Source organism: Arthrobacter sp. NPDC097144, assembly GCF_044762205.1.
GTDB lineage: Bacteria > Actinomycetota > Actinomycetes > Actinomycetales > Micrococcaceae > Arthrobacter_B.
Genome location: NZ_JBIWDW010000008.1, coordinates 120268 through 137364, shown reverse-complemented (window position 1 = coordinate 137364; position 17097 = coordinate 120268). Strand labels below are relative to the sequence as shown.

The window sequence follows — 17097 nt, the reverse complement described above, 5'->3', positions numbered from 1 at the left end:
CCTTTAATGGGGCTCGCGTCGAACGGGCCTGAGTCGAACGGGCCTTGGGGAGGAAGGGGACAGGGCAGTGGTTCCTTCTGAAACAGCGCTGAACCTCTTGGAGGACCTGGCGGCCGCGTTGCAGGCGGACGGGCCGGTAACCGTCGGCCCGATGTTTCGCAGCCCGGGGCTGCGCACCGGCAACACGATCGTGGCTTTCCTCGCCCACGACGGCAGCCTGATCGTGAAGCTTCCGCGGGAGCGGGCTGCGGGCCTGGTTGCGGCGGGCGCTGCCGAGCCGGTCACCATGGGCCGGCGGACCATGCGTGAGTGGGTTGCCGTCCCCGCCGGGAATGACTCACGGAAGACACGGGACAACTGGACTGGTTTGGCCCGGGAAGCCCTGCTCCACGTTCTCGGCACCCTCCCGGCGGAGGAGCAGGCCCTAGAGCAGGAACACGATCAAAAAGATCAGCAGCACAAAGCCGGTCAGGATCCAGAACCAGACATATAGGCGCTGCCGGCGCTGCAATTGGGCCGCAGGAATCCGGTACAGCTGGAAGGCCAGCCAGAAAAGAACGAGCGCGGCCGCCATGCCCACGATCATCAGGGAAAGGACGAAGGTGTTCAGGAGGTGCCTCCGGGCTGCCGGGCGGTCCGGCCGCCGCCGCGATTGATGCCGGGTGGTCCCGGCTGGTCCGGGAACTCTACTCCGGGGTCCGGGGCGGGAACATCCTGCACGGCCAAAGGCACGCTTACGGCTGCGGCATCACCCCTAGGATGGGCACATGACTTCCTCGACTCCTGACCTGTCCGCCGGCTCCTTTGCTGATGACGAGTTCCTCTGGCTGGAGGATATCTACGGGGACAAACAGTTGGACTGGGTGCGCGCGGAAAACAAGGTCACGGAGGACCTGCTCTCTGAAACCGGCTTTGAGGACACCGAGAAGCGGCTGCTGGAAGTACTGGACTCCACTGACCGCATTCCCATGGCTGCCAAGCGGGGCGAGCACTACTACAACTTCTGGCGCGACGCCGAGCATCCGAAGGGTCTGTGGCGCCGCACCACATGGGAGAGTTACATCTCCGACGAGCCGCAGTGGGAAATCCTTCTCGACGTGGACGAACTGAGCCGCGACGAAGATACGGAGTGGGTCTGGGGCGGCTCCGCCTTCCTGCGGCCGGCCGACGGCGCTCCCTACCGCCGCGCGCTGGTGGTCCTCTCCCCCGACGGTGGTGACGCTGCCCGTTACCGCGAGTTCGACGTCGTCGACCGTGCCTTTGTTCCCGGCGGCTTTGACATTCCCGCGGCCAAGAACCGGATCAGCTGGGCCGGACCGGACGAGCTGTACGTCGGCACCGATTTTGGTCCCGGGTCCATGACCACCTCCTCGTATCCGCGCACCAGCCGGATTCTGCGCCGCGGTATGCCGCTGGCCGACGCCGAACCCTATTTCGAAGTGCCCGAAGACCACATGATGGCGGTGGTGGTGCATGACCAGACGCCCGGCTTCCAACGCGACCTCGCGGTGGACATCGTGGACTTCTACAACAGCTCCACCTTCCTGCGCCGCGCAGACCAGTGGGTGCGCCTGGATGTGCCGCTGGACGTGAATGTGGATGTGCACCGGCAGTGGCTGGTGCTGCGCCCGCGCACCGACTGGGAGCTGGACGGCATCGTGTACGCCGCCGGGTCGCTGCTGGCCGCAGATATCGAGTCCTTCCTGGCCGGCAGCCGCGAGCTGGTGACACTGTTTACCCCGGACCCGGCAACATCCCTGCAGTCCTGGAGCTGGACCCGGGACTATCTGCTGCTGAACCTGCTGCGGGATGTGTCGTCCCAAATCTCGGTGCTGGATCCGGCCAACGGCTGGGCCGCGTCGGAGCTGGATGCCTGCCCGCCCCTGCACAGCGTTGATGCGTACGCGGTGGACGATGAGGATGAGGAGGCCGGCAACGACTACTGGCTCATCAGCACCGGTTTCCTGACCCCGTCCACGCTCTCGCGCGGAACCCTCGGGCAGCTCAAGGGCGGGCCGGCAGCGGTGGTCAAGCAGTCGCCGTCGTTCTTTGACGCCTCTTCGGACATCGTGGAGCAGCATTTTGCCGTTTCCGCCGACGGCACCAGGGTGCCCTATTTCCAGGTGGGTCCCAAGGACCTGGTGCTCGACGGCGGCAACCCCACCCTGCTGAACGGCTACGGCGGCTTTGAACAGGCGCTGACACCGGCTTACAGCGGAATGGTGGGCCGCGGATGGCTGGAACGCAGCTTCACGGATGCCTCGGGGCTGAAGCGGTCCGGTGTGTACGTGCTGGCCAATATCCGCGGCGGCGGCGAGTACGGACCCGAATGGCACCGCGCTGCCCTGCAGGAAAACCGGCACCGTGCCTATGAGGACTTTGCCGCCGTGGCCGAGGACCTGATTCGCCGCGGGGTCACCTCGCGCGCGCATCTGGGCTGCACCGGCCGCAGCAACGGCGGCCTGCTGGTCGGCAACATGCTCACCACCTATCCGCATCTGTTCGGCGCAGTGTCCTGCGGGGTGCCGCTGCTGGACATGCGCCGCTACACCAAGCTGTCCGCCGGGTACTCCTGGATTGCCGAGTACGGCGATCCGGAGGATCCCCGCCAGTGGGAATTTGTGCAGACGTTCTCGCCGTACCACCTGCTCAAGGACGACGCCGACTATCCCCCCACGTTGATCTGGACAGCTACCAGCGACGACCGCGTGGGCCCCGTGCAGGCACGGAAGATGGCTGCCCGCATGAAGGCGATGGGCATCGGGAAGGTTTGGTTCCATGAGGCGCTGGAAGGCGGGCATGCCGGAGCGGCGGACAACAGGCAGGCCGCTCGGATGCATGCCATGTCCTATGAGTTCCTGTGGGAGGCCCTGACCGGACGGCTGGGGTGAACCATGGCCGGTGAACCGGTGCAGAGGCGGGAGGCGACGGCGGATGAGGCCAAGGCTGTGGCCCACCCGCTGCGGATTCGGATCCTGCAGGTGCTGCGCGGGGAGACCCTGACCAACAAGGAAATTGCGCAGCGGCTGGGAGCAACACCCGGAGCAACCCTTCACCATCTGCATCTGCTCAGTGAGCACGGGTTTGTTGAGGCGGAGGAAGCGCGCCCGGGTAACCGGAACGCCCGCGAGATCCCCTACCGGGCAACAGGCAAAACCCTGGGCCTGAGCTTCAATCCCGCCATGCCGGAAAGCGCGCTTGTGGGACCGGCCATCCTGGAATCGGCTCTGGAGAATTACCGCCGCGCACCGGGGTCCGGCCGTCTGTCCGAAACCAGCGTTACCCTTTTCCTGTCCCCCGCGCAGCTGTCAGCTTTTCAGGGAAGGCTGCATGCGCTCATCGAGGAGTACGCCGGGATCGGGCCCGGTGCAGAGGCCCGGAAGTACGGCTTCTTCGCTGCAATGTATCAACCCGATGCGGAACAGTCCGGCAGTTCTCCACTTCCTGCCGGCGGCGGCGCCGGCTGAGCCGTGACGACGTTTTGCTCTAACCGGCCCCTTATGGGTAGTCTTGTCAGGCTGGCAGCGGAAGCTATCAGAGAGCATTTTGGAGACGTGCCAGAGCGGCCGAATGGGCTTCACTGCTAATGAAGTGTGGGCCTAAAGCCCACCGGGAGTTCAAATCTCCCCGTCTCCGCGCTAAAACCCCCGGGCAACCGGGGGTTTTTCTGTTTCTGTCGCCGATTCCCTTTTCGGACTATGTTGGGCACATTCACTTTGCAGCTTGAACTGTGACTCCTCGAACAAAAAGGAATTCCATGGAAATGCGTCTGATGGGCCGCAGCGGCACCGTTGTCAGCAGCTATGCGCTCGGCACCATGACCTTCGGCAATGAATCCGACCAGCACGTCTCCCACAACCTCCTCAACACCTATGTGGAGGCCGGCGGCAACTTCATCGACACCGCCGACGTCTATACCGGAGGGACCTCCGAGGAGATTGTGGGCCGCTGGCTCCAGGCCCGCCCGGAAGCAGCCCGCAACATGGTGCTCGCCACGAAGGGCAGGTTCCCGATGGGAGACGGCCCGAATGATCTGGGCACCTCCCGCCGCCACCTGCGCCAGGCGCTGGACGCCTCCCTGAAGCGGCTGGGCGTGGACCACATCGACCTGTACCAGCTGCACGCCTGGGATCCGCTCACACCGCTGGAGGAAACCCTCGGCTTCCTCCAGGACGCGGTGACGGCAGGCAAAATCAGCTACTACGGCCTCTCCAACTTCACCGGCTGGCAGCTGACCAAAGCAGTGTTCACGGCGCGGGCGCACGGCTGGAACGAGCCGGTGACCCTGCAGCCCCAATACAACCTTCTGGAGCGCGAGATCGAGTCGGAAGTGGTGCCCGCCGCTATCGACGCCGGACTGGGGCTGCTGCCCTGGTCCCCGCTTGCCGGCGGATGGCTCACCGGGAAGTACCGCCGTGAGTCGGTTCCTGCCGGCAAGACGCGGGTCGGTGACGATCCCACCAGGCGGTTCCAGGGCTGGGACCTGCGCAGCAACAATGAGCGCACCTGGCACATCCTGGACGCGCTGAAGGACATTGCCGCTGCACACCATGCCAGCCCCGCGCAGGTGGCCCTGGCCTGGCTGGCTGCTCAGCCCGGAGTAACCTCGGTAATCCTGGGCGCCCGGTCGGTTGAGCAGCTCACCGACAATTTGGGTGCAGCTTCGCTCCGGCTCTCAACGCAGGAGGAGCAGAGGTTGAACGGCCTCAGCCGCCCGGCCGTGGGCAACTATCCGTACGGAACGGACGGGGTCAACCAACGATCACGGCAGCTGCCCTAGGCGCGTGTGCCGGAGAAACTCGCCCCTAGGCGATGCCGGTCTGCCACATGCCTGCCTTAGATGCCTTAGATGCCTTAGAAGTCTTCCGGCCGGAGGTCCTTGACCCACTTGCTGATTTCATCTTCTTCAGGGGCAGCGGGCGGCTTGGCTGCTGATTCCCGGCGGGGGTCAGCAGCCCGGGCAGCGCCGCTTCCCGGTGCGGACTTGCCGGCGGCGGAGTTGTCCGCTGTAGGGTTCTCCGGCTCAGCAGCCTTTTCGGGAGCTTTCGGTGTGGAACCGGCAGCATCATCCGCAGGCTTGCGGGTTTCGGGGCCGGCGGGCGTTGCACCGGCTGCAGGTGCGTCGGGCTTTGCATCGGCAGGCGTCGCGTCAGCAGGCGTCTGGTCGGCAGGCGTCGCTCCGGCCGGCGTCGCTCCGGCCGGCGTCGCATCAGCAGGTGTCGTTCCGGCCGGACGCGGCTGCTGATAGGGCTGCGGGTGCACCGCCAGATTCTCCACGGCCGCTCCCGCCGCCCGAACCCCCACACCGGTGAACTGCGCATAGAGCTTGACGGCTTTGACGGGGTGCCCCTGCGCAATGGCGGCGTACACCTGCTGGTGCTGGGTGGCATCGAGCCTGGCATTGGCTTCACGCGCCGCCGCTGCGGACGTACGGGGAGCCGGTGATACTCCCGTTGCGCCGGAGACATTCCTGCGTGGAGTGCGCTGCGGCTTCACAGCGCGTTCAGGACGGTCCCCGCCGTTCAGGACGGCCTCCCCTTCGGCCTGCTTCTTCCGGCTCTGAGCACGGGTGATGACAAAGTTCACCACAACAATGGCCACGACAAATAGGACAATCACCAGGAACTCCATATACCGATCCTAGCTTTTCAGCGATACCCCGTGCTTCGCTGCCGGTATATTGGCGTGCAGCCGCCGCCAATCACAGGAGATTCCATGAGCCCGACCACTTCCCTGCGTTCCCTGCGCGTGCACATTGCGGACGGAATAGCTGAGGTGGAGCTCACCGGCCCTTCCAAAGGAAACGCGATGGGCCCGGACTTTTGGAGGGAACTGCCCGAAGTCTTCGGCGCCCTGAGCGAGGATGACAGCGTGCGGGCGGTACTGCTCTACGGTTCCGGCGGCAACTTCAGTTACGGGCTTGATCTGCCGGCCATGGCTCCCGTCTTTGCGCCGCTGCTGGGCGCCGGAGGAATGGACGCGCGCCGGAGGGAAGGGTTCCGCCGCAGCATCAGGGAACTCCAGGACGCTGTCAGCTCCCTGGCCCGATGCGCCAAACCGGTCATTGCAGCGGTAGACGGCTGGTGCATTGGCGGAGCGATCGACGTCATCGCCGCCGCCGACATCCGCATCGCTTCCCCTGCCGCCAGGTTCAGCGTGCGCGAAGTGAAGGTGGCCATCGTTGCCGATCTGGGATCCCTCCAGCGCCTCCCGGCAATCATCGGAGAAGGCCCCGCCCGCCACCTCGCCCTGACCGGAGAGGATTTCGACGCCGACCGCGCCTACCGGCTGGGGCTGGTCACGGAACTGCCGGACGACGTCGTCGGCCGGGGACGCGAGCTTGCCGCCATGATTGCCGCGAACCCTCCGTTGACGGTGCAGGGCGTGAAACAGGTGATGAACCATGCCTTGGAGGCACCCGTCCAGGCCGGCTTGGACTATGTCCAGCTGTGGAATTCCGCGTTCCTCGCCAGCCGGGATTTCCATGAAGCAACCTCAGCGTTTGCCGAGCGCCGCCCCGCCGTCTTCACCGGCGACTAGGTTCCGGAATTTACCCCTGCCCGGACGGGGGACCGCCAACAGCCCCTTAAGATGGTCAGGTGGCTGTTACCGATGAAGCAATTACCAAGATCAAGGCAATGCTCATCAGCGGGCAGCTCAAGGCCGGTGACCGTCTTCCTCCGGAGAACGAGCTCAGTGACCAGCTGGGACTGTCCCGCAGCTCGCTTCGGGAGGCCGTGAAAGCGCTGGAGCTGATCCGCGTACTGGATGTGCGGCGGGGAGACGGGACCTACGTCACCAGCCTCGACCCGGGCCTGTTGACGGAAACCGTGGGTTTCATGGTGGAAATCCATCAGGAAAGCTCGGCCGCCGAACTGATCGAGGTCCGGCGCATCCTCGAACCCGGTGCCGCAGCCCATGCTGCCGGACGCATCGACGCCCGCGCCGTGGCTGCCCTGCGGGCCTGCCTGGATTCAGTGCCGGCCGGGGCAACAGCCGCCGAGTTGGCTGCCCATGACAACACGTTCCACTCCCACATTGCCCGCGCCTCGGGCAACCCTTATCTGGCCGGACTGCTGGATTCATTGACCGGCAGTGCCCTGCGGCTGCGGACCTGGCAGCGCATTACTGAAGCCGGGGCGGAGGGGTCCGTCATCGCCGAGCACGCTGCCATCCTGGAGGCGCTGATACTGGGCGACGCTGAGCTGGCGCGGTCTCTCATGACGGTCCATATCGCTTCGGCGGAACGCTGGCTGCGCCAGCCCCCGGCCGGGGCAGGAGCCGAAGCTCCGGGGGCAGCAGCGCAACCGCCCGTTCCGAACCCGCGCGCCGCATCCGCTGTTCAGCGCGCAGCCGCTTTGCCTGCCTCCGCTGCCCCTTCCCCGCCCGGGCCCGGCCGCCCCGCCGAGCCCAGCCGCCCCGCCGAGCCCAGCCGCCCCGCCGAGCCCAGCCGCCCGGCCGAACCCAGCCGCCCGGCACCGCAGATTGCCCGAATCGCGAGGGAGCCCGCGCTGTACGAGTTGTTCGCTATGCCTTCAGTGCCAGGACAAAAGGCAACACGGAAGCCGCGCCGGCCTGCCTAAGCACCCGGCCCGCCTCGGTGAGGGTCCAGCGGCTGTCAGCAAAGTCATCCACCAGCAGGACCGGTCCGGGGTTAGCCGCAAACCAGGCTGCGCCCTCTTCGGGAACGGCAAACTGGTCCCAGACCGCTGCGAGCCGGAAGGCACTGTTTCCGCCCGAGCCGCCCGTGGGACCGCCGTGCGGCAGCTGCAGGGCGCCCAGATACGGGATGCGTCCCAACGTGGAAATGCCGTGAGCCAGGGATCCCACCAGCTGCGGTCGTGACCGCGACGGAATGCTGACCACTGCCACGGGCCGTTCCTCCCAGCCCCATTGCGCCAGCACCTGCACGCAGCCCTTAAGCAGCGCGTCGTCCACCTGGGTGTCCGCGGCGTCAGGGGCAAAGATCTCCCTGAGCCGCCCGCCCCAGCCCAGGTCGGTCAGCCGGGCCAGCGCCCGGCCGGTGGACAGGGCCAGATCCGGCTTGATTTTCCCCTTCACGGGAACACCCAGCCGGTCCATGCCGGAGGGGTACATTCCGCGCGGATCCACATCCACTCCCACCCGGCTGAGGGCCTGGTCTGCGCTGTCGGTGGCTTCGGCGGCAATGTCGCCGGAGAACCAGCGTCCGGCACAGTTGTCGCAGCGACCGCAAGGAGCCGCAGCGGGGTCATCGAGCTGGACGGACAAAAACTCCATGCGGCAGCCCGCAGTGGCCTCGTAGTCCAGCATGGCCTGCTGTTCGCGGACGCGGGCTGCGGAAATCCGCTCGTACCGCTCCCGGTCATAGGTCCACGGTTCACCCGTGCCCCGCCAGCCGCCGGAAACACGTTCCACTGCGCCGTCCACGGCCAGGACCTTTAAGAGCAGCTCCAGCGGGGAGCGCTTCAGGTTCACCCGTGTCTCCAGAGCTCCGGTGGACATCACCGCTCCGGATGCCAGCTCGGTCAGCACGGCGTTGGCCGGGCCTTCCGCCGGCATGGAAGAGGTGGCGAAGTACTCCCAGATGTCCTTGTCTTCAGTGCCGGGCAGCAGCAGTACATCAGCGCTGGGAGTGCCGCGGCCGGCACGGCCCACCTGTTGGTAGTAGGCCACGGGCGAGGACGGAGCACCCAGGTGCACCACAAAGCCCAGGTCCGGTTTGTCGAATCCCATGCCCAGCGCGCTGGTGGCCACCAGCGCCTTGACCTCGTTGTTCTTCAACGCCGCTTCCGCCTGTTCCCGGTCGGCCGGATCGGTGCGGCCGGTGTAGGAAAGGACGGGATGCCCGGCCTTCTGCAGCAGGCGGGCGGTGTCCTCGGCCGCGGAGACCGTCAGTGCATAGATGATGCCGGAACCGGGCAGCTCGTTGAGGTGGGTCAGCAGCCATCCCAGCCGGGCCTTGGGGCTGGGCAGCCGCAGCACGCCCAGACGCAGGGATTGCCGTGCGAGCGGTCCGCGGATGGTGAACACGTCCTCTCCCCCGGCGGCCAGTTGTTCCTCAATGTCCTTCACCACCCGGGAGTTGGCGGTGGCCGTGGTGGCCAGGACCGGCACCGAGGCGGGCAGCTGCTCGATCAGGCTGCGGATGCGCCGGTAGTCCGGGCGGAAGTCATGGCCCCAGTCGGAAATACAGTGTGCTTCGTCAATCACGAGCAGCCCGGAACGGCGAATCAGCTCCGGGAGATGTGTTTCCCGGAACCCGGGGTTGTTCAGGCGCTCGGGGGAAACAAGCAGAACATCAACCTGGTCCGCTTGGAGCTTGGCGGAGATGTCCTGCCATTCCAGCTGGTTGGCGGAGTTGATGGCCACGGCACGGACACCGGCACGTTCGGCAGCGGCAACCTGGTCGCGCATGAGCGCCAGCAGCGGCGAAACGATCAGCGTTGGGCCGGCGCCGCGGGCACGCAGCAGCAGGCTTGCCACAAAGTACACGGCTGATTTGCCCCACCCGGTGCGCTGCACCACCAGCGCACGCCGTCCGCCGGACACCAGGGCCTCGATGGCTTCGTACTGGCCCTCGTGGAATTCGGCGGCGTCGTTGCCCACCAGGGCGCGGAGCAGGACGGTGGCTTCCGCCCGCAGCCCGGGGTTGGCATCCGAGGTATGCACGGAGCCGGTACCGCCGGCCTGGGGTGCCATATCCGGTTCAGTCTCACGAAAAGTTGGGGTGTCTTGCGGGAATTCCATACCTTCCACTATTCCAGCCGCTGCTGACTGTTTCCTCCAGCCGGCACAACTCCTGTGGACGGGAACGGTTGTGGACAGGCTCCGGGGTGTAGGACCGGGGTCCGCGCGGCTTGACCTATAGACTGTGCGGGTGACTAGTGAATTCGATCTTTCCGCATCCTTTAAGGCCTATGACGTTCGTGGCGTTGTAGGCGAGACCATCACCCCGCAGATCGTTAAGGCCGTCGGTGCCGCCTTTGTGGACGTGCTGGATCTTGCCGGTCAGACTGTCCTGGTGGGCGGCGACATGCGCCCGTCCTCCCCCGAGTTCATCAGGGACTTCGCGGCCGGAGCCACCATGCGCGGAGCCAACGTCCTCCTGCTGGACCTCATCTCCACCGACGAGCTGTACTACGCCTGCGGTGCCTTAAATGCGGCCGGAGCCACGTTCACTGCAAGCCACAACCCGGCCCAGTACAACGGCATCAAGATGGCCAAGGCCGGAGCGGTTCCGATCTCCTCGGAAACCGGACTCTATGACATCCAGGCGAAGGCCGAGCAGTACCTGAACGCCGGCACCATTCCCGCCGTCGAGACCCCCGGGCAGATCAGTGTCCGCGATATCCTGCGCGATTACTCCGAATACCTCCGCAGCCTGGTGGACCTCTCCGCCATCCGTCCGCTCAAGGTGGTTGTGGACGCCGGAAACGGCATGGCCGGCCTCACCACCCCGGCGGTCCTGGGCGATACGCTGCTGCCGGGCCTGCCGCTGGAAATCATTGATCTCTACTTTGAGCTGGACGGTTCCTTCCCGAACCATCCGGCCAACCCCCTGGAGCCGGAGAACCTCCGGGATCTGCAGGCCGCCGTCGTCGAGCACGGTGCGGACCTGGGCCTGGCCTTCGACGGCGATGCGGACCGCTGCTTTGTCATCGATGAGAAGGGCGACCCGGTCAGCCCCTCGGCCATCACCGCCCTCGTGGCCCGCCGGGAAATTGCGCGCGCCAAGGCCGCCGGGGAAACGACGCCGGTCATCATTCACAACCTCATCACGTCCCGCGCGGTTCCGGAGCTGGTGGAGGCCGACGGCGGCCGCGCCGTCCGCACGCGCGTGGGCCATTCCTTCATCAAGGCGCTGATGGCCGAGGAAGGTGCCGTCTTTGGCGGCGAGCACTCCGCGCACTATTACTTCCGCGACTTCTACAACGCGGACACCGGCATGCTCGCGGCCATGCACGTCCTCGCGGCGCTGGGTGAACAGACCCTCCCGCTCTCGGACCTGGCCCGCGAATACGAGCCGTACTTCGCCTCCGGCGAGGTCAATTCCGAGCTCTCCGACGTCCCCGCGGCAGTAGCCCGGGTCCGCGCTGAATTTGACCGCGACGGTGTCACCGTGGATACGCTCGATGGATTGACTTTCACTGCCGATGACGGACAGTGGTGGTTTAACCTCCGCGCGTCCAACACTGAGCCCTTCCTCCGGCTGAACGCCGAAGCCGAAGACCTCCCCACCATGGTGCGGGTCCGCGACCGCGTACTTGAACTAGTTAGGAACTGAACCAATGGCTGATGTTGAACTGAACGGCGGAGAACCTTCCGCCCAGGTCCAGGAGGACCTGAATTCCCTCCTGGGCACCGCTCTGGGCGTCGCCCAGGAGCAGCTGGAAGCACAGGGTGCCTTCCTGCCCGCAGCTCTGGTTGTCCAGAACGACGGCGAACTGCGCATGATCGCCGTTGCGCCGGAGGAAAGCGACGAAGACCTCGACGCCGACGCCATGATCGATGACATCTACCAGGTCCTCACGGAGCAGAAGGGCGACAACCGCGCCGCTGCTGTCTTCTCCGACATCCACCTGCCGGACGAGGCCACCGACGCCATCCATGTGGTGGCCGAGCACTCCGAGGGCGTCTGCATCTCCGCGATCCAGACCTACTCCGAGGTCGACGGCGAGTGGACCTTCGCAGAGCCGCAGTGGGAATCGGGCGACCGGCTGGTCTGGGGCACCGACGAGGCCGCTGAAGAGGCCTGATTCTCTTTCGCCTCGATAAAAGCGATAAAAGCCGGGCTCCTTCCATTTGGAAGGAGCCCGGCTTTTTTACTGCCCTGCGGCGCGGATGGACTTCGCTAAACCGGGTCGCCTAAGCGGCTGCGAACCGCTCCTTGAGGGTACGCAGCTCGGCAACGAGGTCCTCGGGCAGGGATTCGCCGAAACGGGCATACCATTCTTCGATGCCGGCCAGTTCCTTTTCCCATTCGGCGGGGTCGACTCGTACGGCAGCCTCGACGTCGGCCGGCGTCATGTCCAGCCCGGTGAGGTCCAGGGACTCGCCGGTGGGCACGTAGCCGATCGGGGTTTCCACGGCGTCGGCGGTGCCTTCGATGCGTTCGATGACCCACTTGAGCACGCGGGAGTTGTCACCGAAACCGGGCCAGGCGAAGCCGCCGTCGGCCGTGCGGCGGAACCAGTTGACCAGGAAGATCTTGGGCAGGGTTTCCTGGTTGGCCTTGCCGCTGAGCGTGATCCAGTGGCGCAGGTAATCGCCGGCGTCGTAGCCCATGAACGGCAGCATGGCCATCGGGTCGCGGCGGACAACGCCAACCTGGCCGGCAGCTGCAGCAGTGGTTTCCGAGGAGAGCGTGGAACCCATGAAGATGCCGTTGGTCCAGTTACGGGACTGCGTCACCAGGGGAACCGTGGTCTTGCGGCGGCCGCCGAAGAGGATCGCCGAGACCGGCACTCCGTTCGGGGAATGGTATTCCTCGGCCAGCATGTCGATTTGGTCGATCGGCGTGCAGAAGCGGGAGTTCGGATGCGCAGCGGGATGGCCGGCCTCCGGGGTCCACTCGTTGCCGAGCCAGTCGGTCAGGTGCGCCGGGGCGTCGTCGGTCATGCCCTCCCACCAGACACCGCCGTCGTCCGTCAGTGCCACGTTGGTGAAGATGGAGTTGCCCTTGGCGATGGCGCGCATGGCGTTGGGGTTGGTGCTCCAGCCGGTGCCGGGGGCGACGCCGAACAGGCCCGCCTCGGGATTGGTGGCGCGCAGTTCACCGTTGTGGCCAAAGCGCATCCAGGTGATGTCGTCGCCGAGGGTCTCGACGTTCCAGCCCTCAATGGTCGGGTCCAGCAGCGCCAGGTTGGTCTTGCCGCAGGCGGACGGGAAGGCCGCCGCCACGAAGTAGTCCTTCTTCGCCGGGCTGGTGAGTTTCAGGATGAGCATGTGCTCGGCCAGCCACCCCTCGTCCCGGGCCATGATGGAGGCGATGCGCAGGGCGTAGCATTTCTTGCCCAGCAGGGCGTTGCCGCCGTAGCCGGAGCCGTAGGACCAAATGGAGCGGTCTTCGGGGAAGTGCACAATCCACTTCTCATCGCTGCAGGGCCAGGGAACGTCCTGCTCGCCCTCGGCCAGCGGAGCGCCGACGGAGTGCATGGCAGGCACAAAGAATGCGTCCAGTTCTTCCATCTTCCGCAGCACGTCGGTGCCGATGCGGGCCATGATCCGCATCGAGGCCACCACATAGGCGCTGTCGGTGATTTCGACGCCGAACTTGGGATCCTCGGCCTCGAGGTGGCCCATGACAAAGGGGATGACGTACATGGTCCGCCCGCGCATGGACCCGGCAAAAAGCCCATTAAGCTTTTCCCGCATTTCGGACGGGTCCATCCAGTTGTTGGTGAAGCCCGCGTCCTGCTTCTTCTCCGAGCAGATGAATGTCTGCTCTTCGACGCGTGCCACGTCCTTGGGGTCGGAGAAAGCCGCGAAGGAATTGGGGAAGGTCTCGGGGTTAAGCCGGACCAGGGTTCCGGCATCCACCAGCTCATCGGTGAGGCGCTTGTTCTCCGCCTCTGAACCATCCACCCAATACACGCGATCCGGCTGCGTCAGCTCGGCCATTTGCTGGACCCATGCAAGCAGCGCCTGGTGGGTGGTGGGCGCACCGCCGGGGGCGGCCGGGGTGCTGCTGTCCAAATGGCTTGGAGCAGCGTTGTCGCCGCTCTCATCGAGAACTAGCTGACGCGCGTCATCGCCCATGATTCTTCCCTTCGTTGGGCCAGTGAGATGATTTTGATGCTAGTTGTCAGCACGCGGCAACCCTCCGCAGAAAAGGTAATACCTGTATTCGGGACGGTTCCGGCTCTCCCTAGAAATCAAGGAACTTGTGTGGGCCAGCTTACGCAGATGTGACGAAGGTCATATAGACCGGTCTAGTTTTGACCGGGGAGAAATGCCGATTAGGCGCACCCGTAAATCTGGGCTATAGTTATTTACGGCAAAACAGCCACGGACAAACTTTGAAGGAAGGCCCAAGCGGCCGGGAAAACAAAGAAAAATCCAAATGCGTGCGTAGCTCAACGGATAGAGCATCTGACTACGGATCAGAAGGTTGGGGGTTCGAATCCCTTCGCGCGCACCAGCTAAACCCGGTTTGACCAGTATAACTACTGGTTGAACCGGGTTTTTTTGTTGCCCGGGCGGCCAACCCGGTGAGCCGGACGCCTCAGCGTGCCAGGCGCTTTAAATCGACGGCCGGGTCTGCCAGTTTGGCCGGATCCACCAGGATCCGGCGGTCAATGATGCGGCGGGCAGCGCGGACCAGCAGGCCGCCGTCAATTGCGGCACAGCCAACCAGGTATCCCGCCGGGTCCAGGTGGAAGCCTGCCACCGGTACACCCTCCGCAACCCTGACCACGGTGATCCCCTCCCCGGACATGGAACCCACTCCTTCGAGGTGGACGCCGTGGCGGTCGGACCAGAACCACGGCGCACCGTGGTCCGGCAGCTCCTGACCGAGCAGCGCGGCAGCGGCGGTGGTGCCCGTGTTCCGGGCATGCTCCCAGTGCTCGGCCCGCCGCAGGAGCGTGCCGTCACCCAGCCGGGTCCGGGCCGCGTCCCCCACGGCATATATGTGCGCATGGCTGCTGAGCTGATGCTCGTCCACGAGGACTCCGCCGTCCACGTCCAGACCGGCGTCTTCGGCCAGCCTGACATCCGGTACGGCTCCAATCCCCACCAGCACCAGATCGGCGTCGATCGAAGCGCCTCCTCCCATGGCAATGCGATGGCCGGTGCTGTCCGCGGTAATGGCCTTGGGGATTCCGGTCAACACGCGAATGCCGCGGGCCGCATGCATCCGGTGCAGGCGGTTCGCAATGTCCGAGCCCACGGCAGGAACCAGCGGCGGGCTGACCGGATCGAGCAAGGTCACCTCAGCGCCGAGATCCAAGGCTGCCGACGCCGTTTCGGCACCAATCAGGCCCGCACCAATAATGGCCAGCCGGACTCCGGGGGTCAGGGATGCACGCAGCCTGTCGGCATCCGCCCGGGTGCGCAGGTGCAGCACGGACTCAAGCTCGCCTCCGGGAATATCCAACCGTCGGGCAGACGCTCCGGTCGCCAGGACAATCCTGTCTGCCGTGAGCTTCCGCCCGTCCGTGAGGAGGACGCCGCCCTCATCAGGCATCAGCGCCGAAGCCCGGCCGGCAACAACATCAATCTTCTGCTCGGCGAACCACGCTGCGTCGGCCAGCAGGATCTGTTCTGCGGGCTTTGTTCCCAGCAGATAATCCTTGCTCAGCGGCGGACGGTCATAGGGCAGGCCCTCCGGATCAATAATCGTTAGCCGCCCAGGAAAGCCCCGGGCACGCAGCTGGCTGGCCGTCGCGAAGCCTGCCATGCCCCCGCCGACGATGAGAACGGATCCAAGAGCCATAGTGTTGTTTTCCTAGCCGAAGAACGTTGAAGATGCCCCTTAAGCCTACGGCCCTGAAGATTCGGGGCGCCCCGAACCTCATGGTCCCCACGGGCAGTGTTACGTTCCCGGACGTGCTCCGCGTGCCCGTTCCTTCCCCGGCTTCCGTCCGCCGGCCCGGCGTGCCAAGCTCTGTTCATGACTGATCAGGATCAAAGCTCCGAAGTACAGCGACCGCAGCACCTGGAGACCGACGTCGTCGTTCTGGGCGGCGGAGCGGTGGGTGAGAATGCGGCCGGACGGGTAGTCCAGGAAGGCTTGGAAGCCGTCCTCGTGGAGCCTTCGCTCATTGGCGGGGAATGCTCCTACTGGGCCTGCATGCCGTCCAAAGCCCTCCTGCGTCCGGGCACTGCGCTGCAGGCGGCGCGAACCGTTGCCGGTTCCCGCGAGGCGGTGACCGGCCGCCTGGACGCGCAGGCCGTGCTGGACCGGCGCAACAGTTTCACCTCCCACTGGGATGATTCCGGGCAGGAGGAGTGGGTTCGCAGCACCGGAATTGGACTGGTTCGCGGGCGCGGACGTCTCACCGGGCCGCGCGAGGTGCGCGTGGATTACGACGACGGCGGTTCCCTCACGATTACCGCCCGCCGGGCCGTGGTGCTGGCCACCGGCTCGGTTCCGACTCCTCCCCCGCTGCAGGGGCTGGACGGCGTCGACTATTGGGGAACCAGGGAAGCGACCTCGGCGCAGGAGGTGCCGGCCCGGCTGCTCGTGCTTGGCGGCGGAGTCTCGGGCACCGAGCTTTCCCAGGCATGGGCACGCCTGGGCTCGAAGGTGACCCTGGTGGCGCGGCATGAGGTGCTGGAGGCATACCCGGAACCCGCGAGGGAGCTGGTGAAGGCAGGTCTTGCCGCCGACGGCGTGGATATCCGCACCAACGCCCCCACCGATTTCGTGCGCCCGGGTACCGACGGCGGCGTGGAAATGGTGCTGGCCGACGGCACGGTGCTCTCTGCCGACCGGCTGCTGGTCTCCACCGGCAGGACTCCGGCCCTTTCCAACCTGGGTTTGGAGGATTTGGGGCTGGACGCTGTGCGGCTGGACTCTGATGATTCCGGCTTGGTGGACGGAACCGACTGGCTGTATGTGGTTGGCGATGCGGCCGGCAAGGTCCTGCTGACGCACCAGGGCAAGTACGAGGCCCGTGCCGCCGGGGCTGCCATCGCTGCGCGTGCCCGCGGTGATCTCGCCGCCACCGATGCTCCGGGAGCGTGGAGCCGCGAAGCCTCCACTGCCAACCACGTTGCCGTACCCCAGGTGGTATTCACTGATCCGGAGCTGGCAATGGTCGGCCGGACTCTGGAGCAGGCGCGCGCCGACGGAATCAATGCATCGGAGACCTCGCTGGAGATCTCAGTGGCCGGCTCCGCGCTGCATTCGGACGATTACCGGGGCTGGGCGCAGATGGTGGTGGACGAAGATCGAAGGGTCCTGGTCGGCGTGACGTTTGCCGGGCCGGATGTCTCTGAGCTGCTGCACTCCGCAACCATCGCCGTCACGGGCGAGGTCCCGTTGGACCGGTTATGGCACGCGGTCCCGTCATATCCCACGATCAGCGAAATCTGGCTCCGCCTGCTGGAGAAGTACGGGCTGTAAACGCAGCCTGCCCGCTGGATGGGCAGGGGGCTAGCCGGAAGCGG

13 protein-coding genes and 2 tRNA genes are annotated in these 17097 nt (G+C 65.8%); 11 read left to right on the top strand and 4 right to left on the bottom strand.

What is annotated here, in order from left to right:
• Nucleotides 1–67: 67 nt before the first annotated feature.
• From ACIQXM_RS16845 to ACIQXM_RS16825, 5 genes are all read left to right on the top strand, one after another.
• Complete coding sequence (locus ACIQXM_RS16845) at nt 68–493, top strand: hypothetical protein (RefSeq protein WP_400933529.1); 426 nt, start codon at nt 68–70, stop codon at nt 491–493.
• Nucleotides 494–767: 274 nt separating this feature from the next.
• On the top strand, nt 768–2891 hold the full coding sequence (locus ACIQXM_RS16840; protein ID WP_400933527.1) for a prolyl oligopeptidase family protein: 2124 nt from the start codon (nt 768–770) through the stop codon (nt 2889–2891).
• Nucleotides 2892–2894: 3 nt separating this feature from the next.
• A complete protein-coding gene (locus ACIQXM_RS16835) occupies nt 2895–3467 on the top strand; it encodes an ArsR/SmtB family transcription factor (protein WP_400933525.1) in 573 nt (190 codons plus the stop codon).
• An 81-nt stretch (nt 3468–3548) separates the two neighbouring features.
• Nucleotides 3549–3636, top strand: a tRNA-Ser gene (locus tag ACIQXM_RS16830).
• A gap of 121 nt (nt 3637–3757) precedes the next feature.
• The gene (locus ACIQXM_RS16825; protein ID WP_400933523.1) at nt 3758–4780 is read left to right on the top strand and encodes an aldo/keto reductase; all 1023 of its coding nucleotides are present in this window, start codon (nt 3758–3760) and stop codon (nt 4778–4780) included.
• 74 nt (nt 4781–4854) lie between these two features.
• Here the strand turns inward: ACIQXM_RS16825 and ACIQXM_RS16820 are convergent, their stop codons facing one another.
• Nucleotides 4855–5631, bottom strand: a complete 777-nt coding sequence (locus ACIQXM_RS16820; RefSeq protein WP_400933521.1) for a hypothetical protein — start codon at nt 5629–5631, stop codon at nt 4855–4857.
• An 84-nt stretch (nt 5632–5715) separates the two neighbouring features.
• Between ACIQXM_RS16820 and ACIQXM_RS16815 the strand changes: the two genes are divergently transcribed.
• Nucleotides 5716–6540: a crotonase/enoyl-CoA hydratase family protein gene (locus ACIQXM_RS16815; RefSeq protein ID WP_400933520.1), complete on the top strand. Its 825-nt coding sequence runs from the start codon at nt 5716–5718 to the stop codon at nt 6538–6540.
• 59 nt (nt 6541–6599) lie between these two features.
• Nucleotides 6600–7583: an FCD domain-containing protein gene (locus ACIQXM_RS16810; protein WP_400933518.1), complete on the top strand. Its 984-nt coding sequence runs from the start codon at nt 6600–6602 to the stop codon at nt 7581–7583.
• Here the strand turns inward: ACIQXM_RS16810 and ACIQXM_RS16805 are convergent.
• Nucleotides 7528–9681, bottom strand: coding sequence for a RecQ family ATP-dependent DNA helicase (locus ACIQXM_RS16805; RefSeq protein ID WP_400933516.1), 2154 nt, complete (start codon nt 9679–9681; stop codon nt 7528–7530). The genes ACIQXM_RS16810 and ACIQXM_RS16805 overlap by 56 nt on opposite strands.
• 178 nt (nt 9682–9859) lie before the next feature.
• Here ACIQXM_RS16805 and ACIQXM_RS16800 point away from each other — a divergent pair, with 178 nt between their 5' ends.
• Together ACIQXM_RS16800 and ACIQXM_RS16795 are read left to right on the top strand one after the other, a co-directional pair.
• Nucleotides 9860–11266, top strand: coding sequence for a phosphomannomutase/phosphoglucomutase (locus ACIQXM_RS16800; RefSeq protein WP_400933514.1), 1407 nt, complete (start codon nt 9860–9862; stop codon nt 11264–11266).
• A 4-nt stretch (nt 11267–11270) separates the two neighbouring features.
• A complete protein-coding gene (locus ACIQXM_RS16795; protein WP_400933512.1) occupies nt 11271–11738 on the top strand; it encodes a hypothetical protein in 468 nt (155 codons plus the stop codon).
• A gap of 109 nt (nt 11739–11847) precedes the next feature.
• Here the strand turns inward: ACIQXM_RS16795 and ACIQXM_RS16790 are convergent, their stop codons facing one another.
• The gene (locus tag ACIQXM_RS16790) at nt 11848–13740 is read right to left on the bottom strand and encodes a phosphoenolpyruvate carboxykinase (GTP) (RefSeq protein WP_400933510.1); all 1893 of its coding nucleotides are present in this window, start codon (nt 13738–13740) and stop codon (nt 11848–11850) included.
• Between the two features lie 306 nt (nt 13741–14046).
• Between ACIQXM_RS16790 and ACIQXM_RS16785 the strand changes: the two genes are divergently transcribed.
• A tRNA-Arg gene (locus ACIQXM_RS16785) sits at nt 14047–14122 on the top strand.
• An 84-nt stretch (nt 14123–14206) separates the two neighbouring features.
• Here the strand turns inward: ACIQXM_RS16785 and ACIQXM_RS16780 are convergent.
• Nucleotides 14207–15418: an NAD(P)/FAD-dependent oxidoreductase gene (locus tag ACIQXM_RS16780; RefSeq protein ID WP_400933509.1), complete on the bottom strand. Its 1212-nt coding sequence runs from the start codon at nt 15416–15418 to the stop codon at nt 14207–14209.
• Nucleotides 15419–15595: 177 nt separating this feature from the next.
• Between ACIQXM_RS16780 and ACIQXM_RS16775 the strand changes: the two genes are divergently transcribed.
• A complete protein-coding gene (locus tag ACIQXM_RS16775) occupies nt 15596–17053 on the top strand; it encodes a dihydrolipoyl dehydrogenase family protein (protein ID WP_400933508.1) in 1458 nt (485 codons plus the stop codon).
• Nucleotides 17054–17097: the final 44 nt, after the last annotated feature.

Coding starts and splice junctions, on each gene's coding strand:
- ACIQXM_RS16840 (WP_400933527.1), top strand. CDS start 768: ATGACTTCCTCGACTCCTGACCTGTCCGCCGGCTCCTTTGCTGATGAC.
- ACIQXM_RS16835 (WP_400933525.1), top strand. CDS start 2,895: ATGGCCGGTGAACCGGTGCAGAGGCGGGAGGCGACGGCGGATGAGGCC.
- ACIQXM_RS16825 (WP_400933523.1), top strand. CDS start 3,758: ATGGAAATGCGTCTGATGGGCCGCAGCGGCACCGTTGTCAGCAGCTAT.
- ACIQXM_RS16820 (WP_400933521.1), bottom strand. CDS start 5,631: ATGGAGTTCCTGGTGATTGTCCTATTTGTCGTGGCCATTGTTGTGGTG.
- ACIQXM_RS16815 (WP_400933520.1), top strand. CDS start 5,716: ATGAGCCCGACCACTTCCCTGCGTTCCCTGCGCGTGCACATTGCGGAC.
- ACIQXM_RS16805 (WP_400933516.1), bottom strand. CDS start 9,681: ATGGCACCCCAGGCCGGCGGTACCGGCTCCGTGCATACCTCGGATGCC.
- ACIQXM_RS16795 (WP_400933512.1), top strand. CDS start 11,271: ATGGCTGATGTTGAACTGAACGGCGGAGAACCTTCCGCCCAGGTCCAG.
- ACIQXM_RS16790 (WP_400933510.1), bottom strand. CDS start 13,740: ATGGGCGATGACGCGCGTCAGCTAGTTCTCGATGAGAGCGGCGACAAC.
- ACIQXM_RS16780 (WP_400933509.1), bottom strand. CDS start 15,418: ATGGCTCTTGGATCCGTTCTCATCGTCGGCGGGGGCATGGCAGGCTTC.
- ACIQXM_RS16775 (WP_400933508.1), top strand. CDS start 15,596: ATGACTGATCAGGATCAAAGCTCCGAAGTACAGCGACCGCAGCACCTG.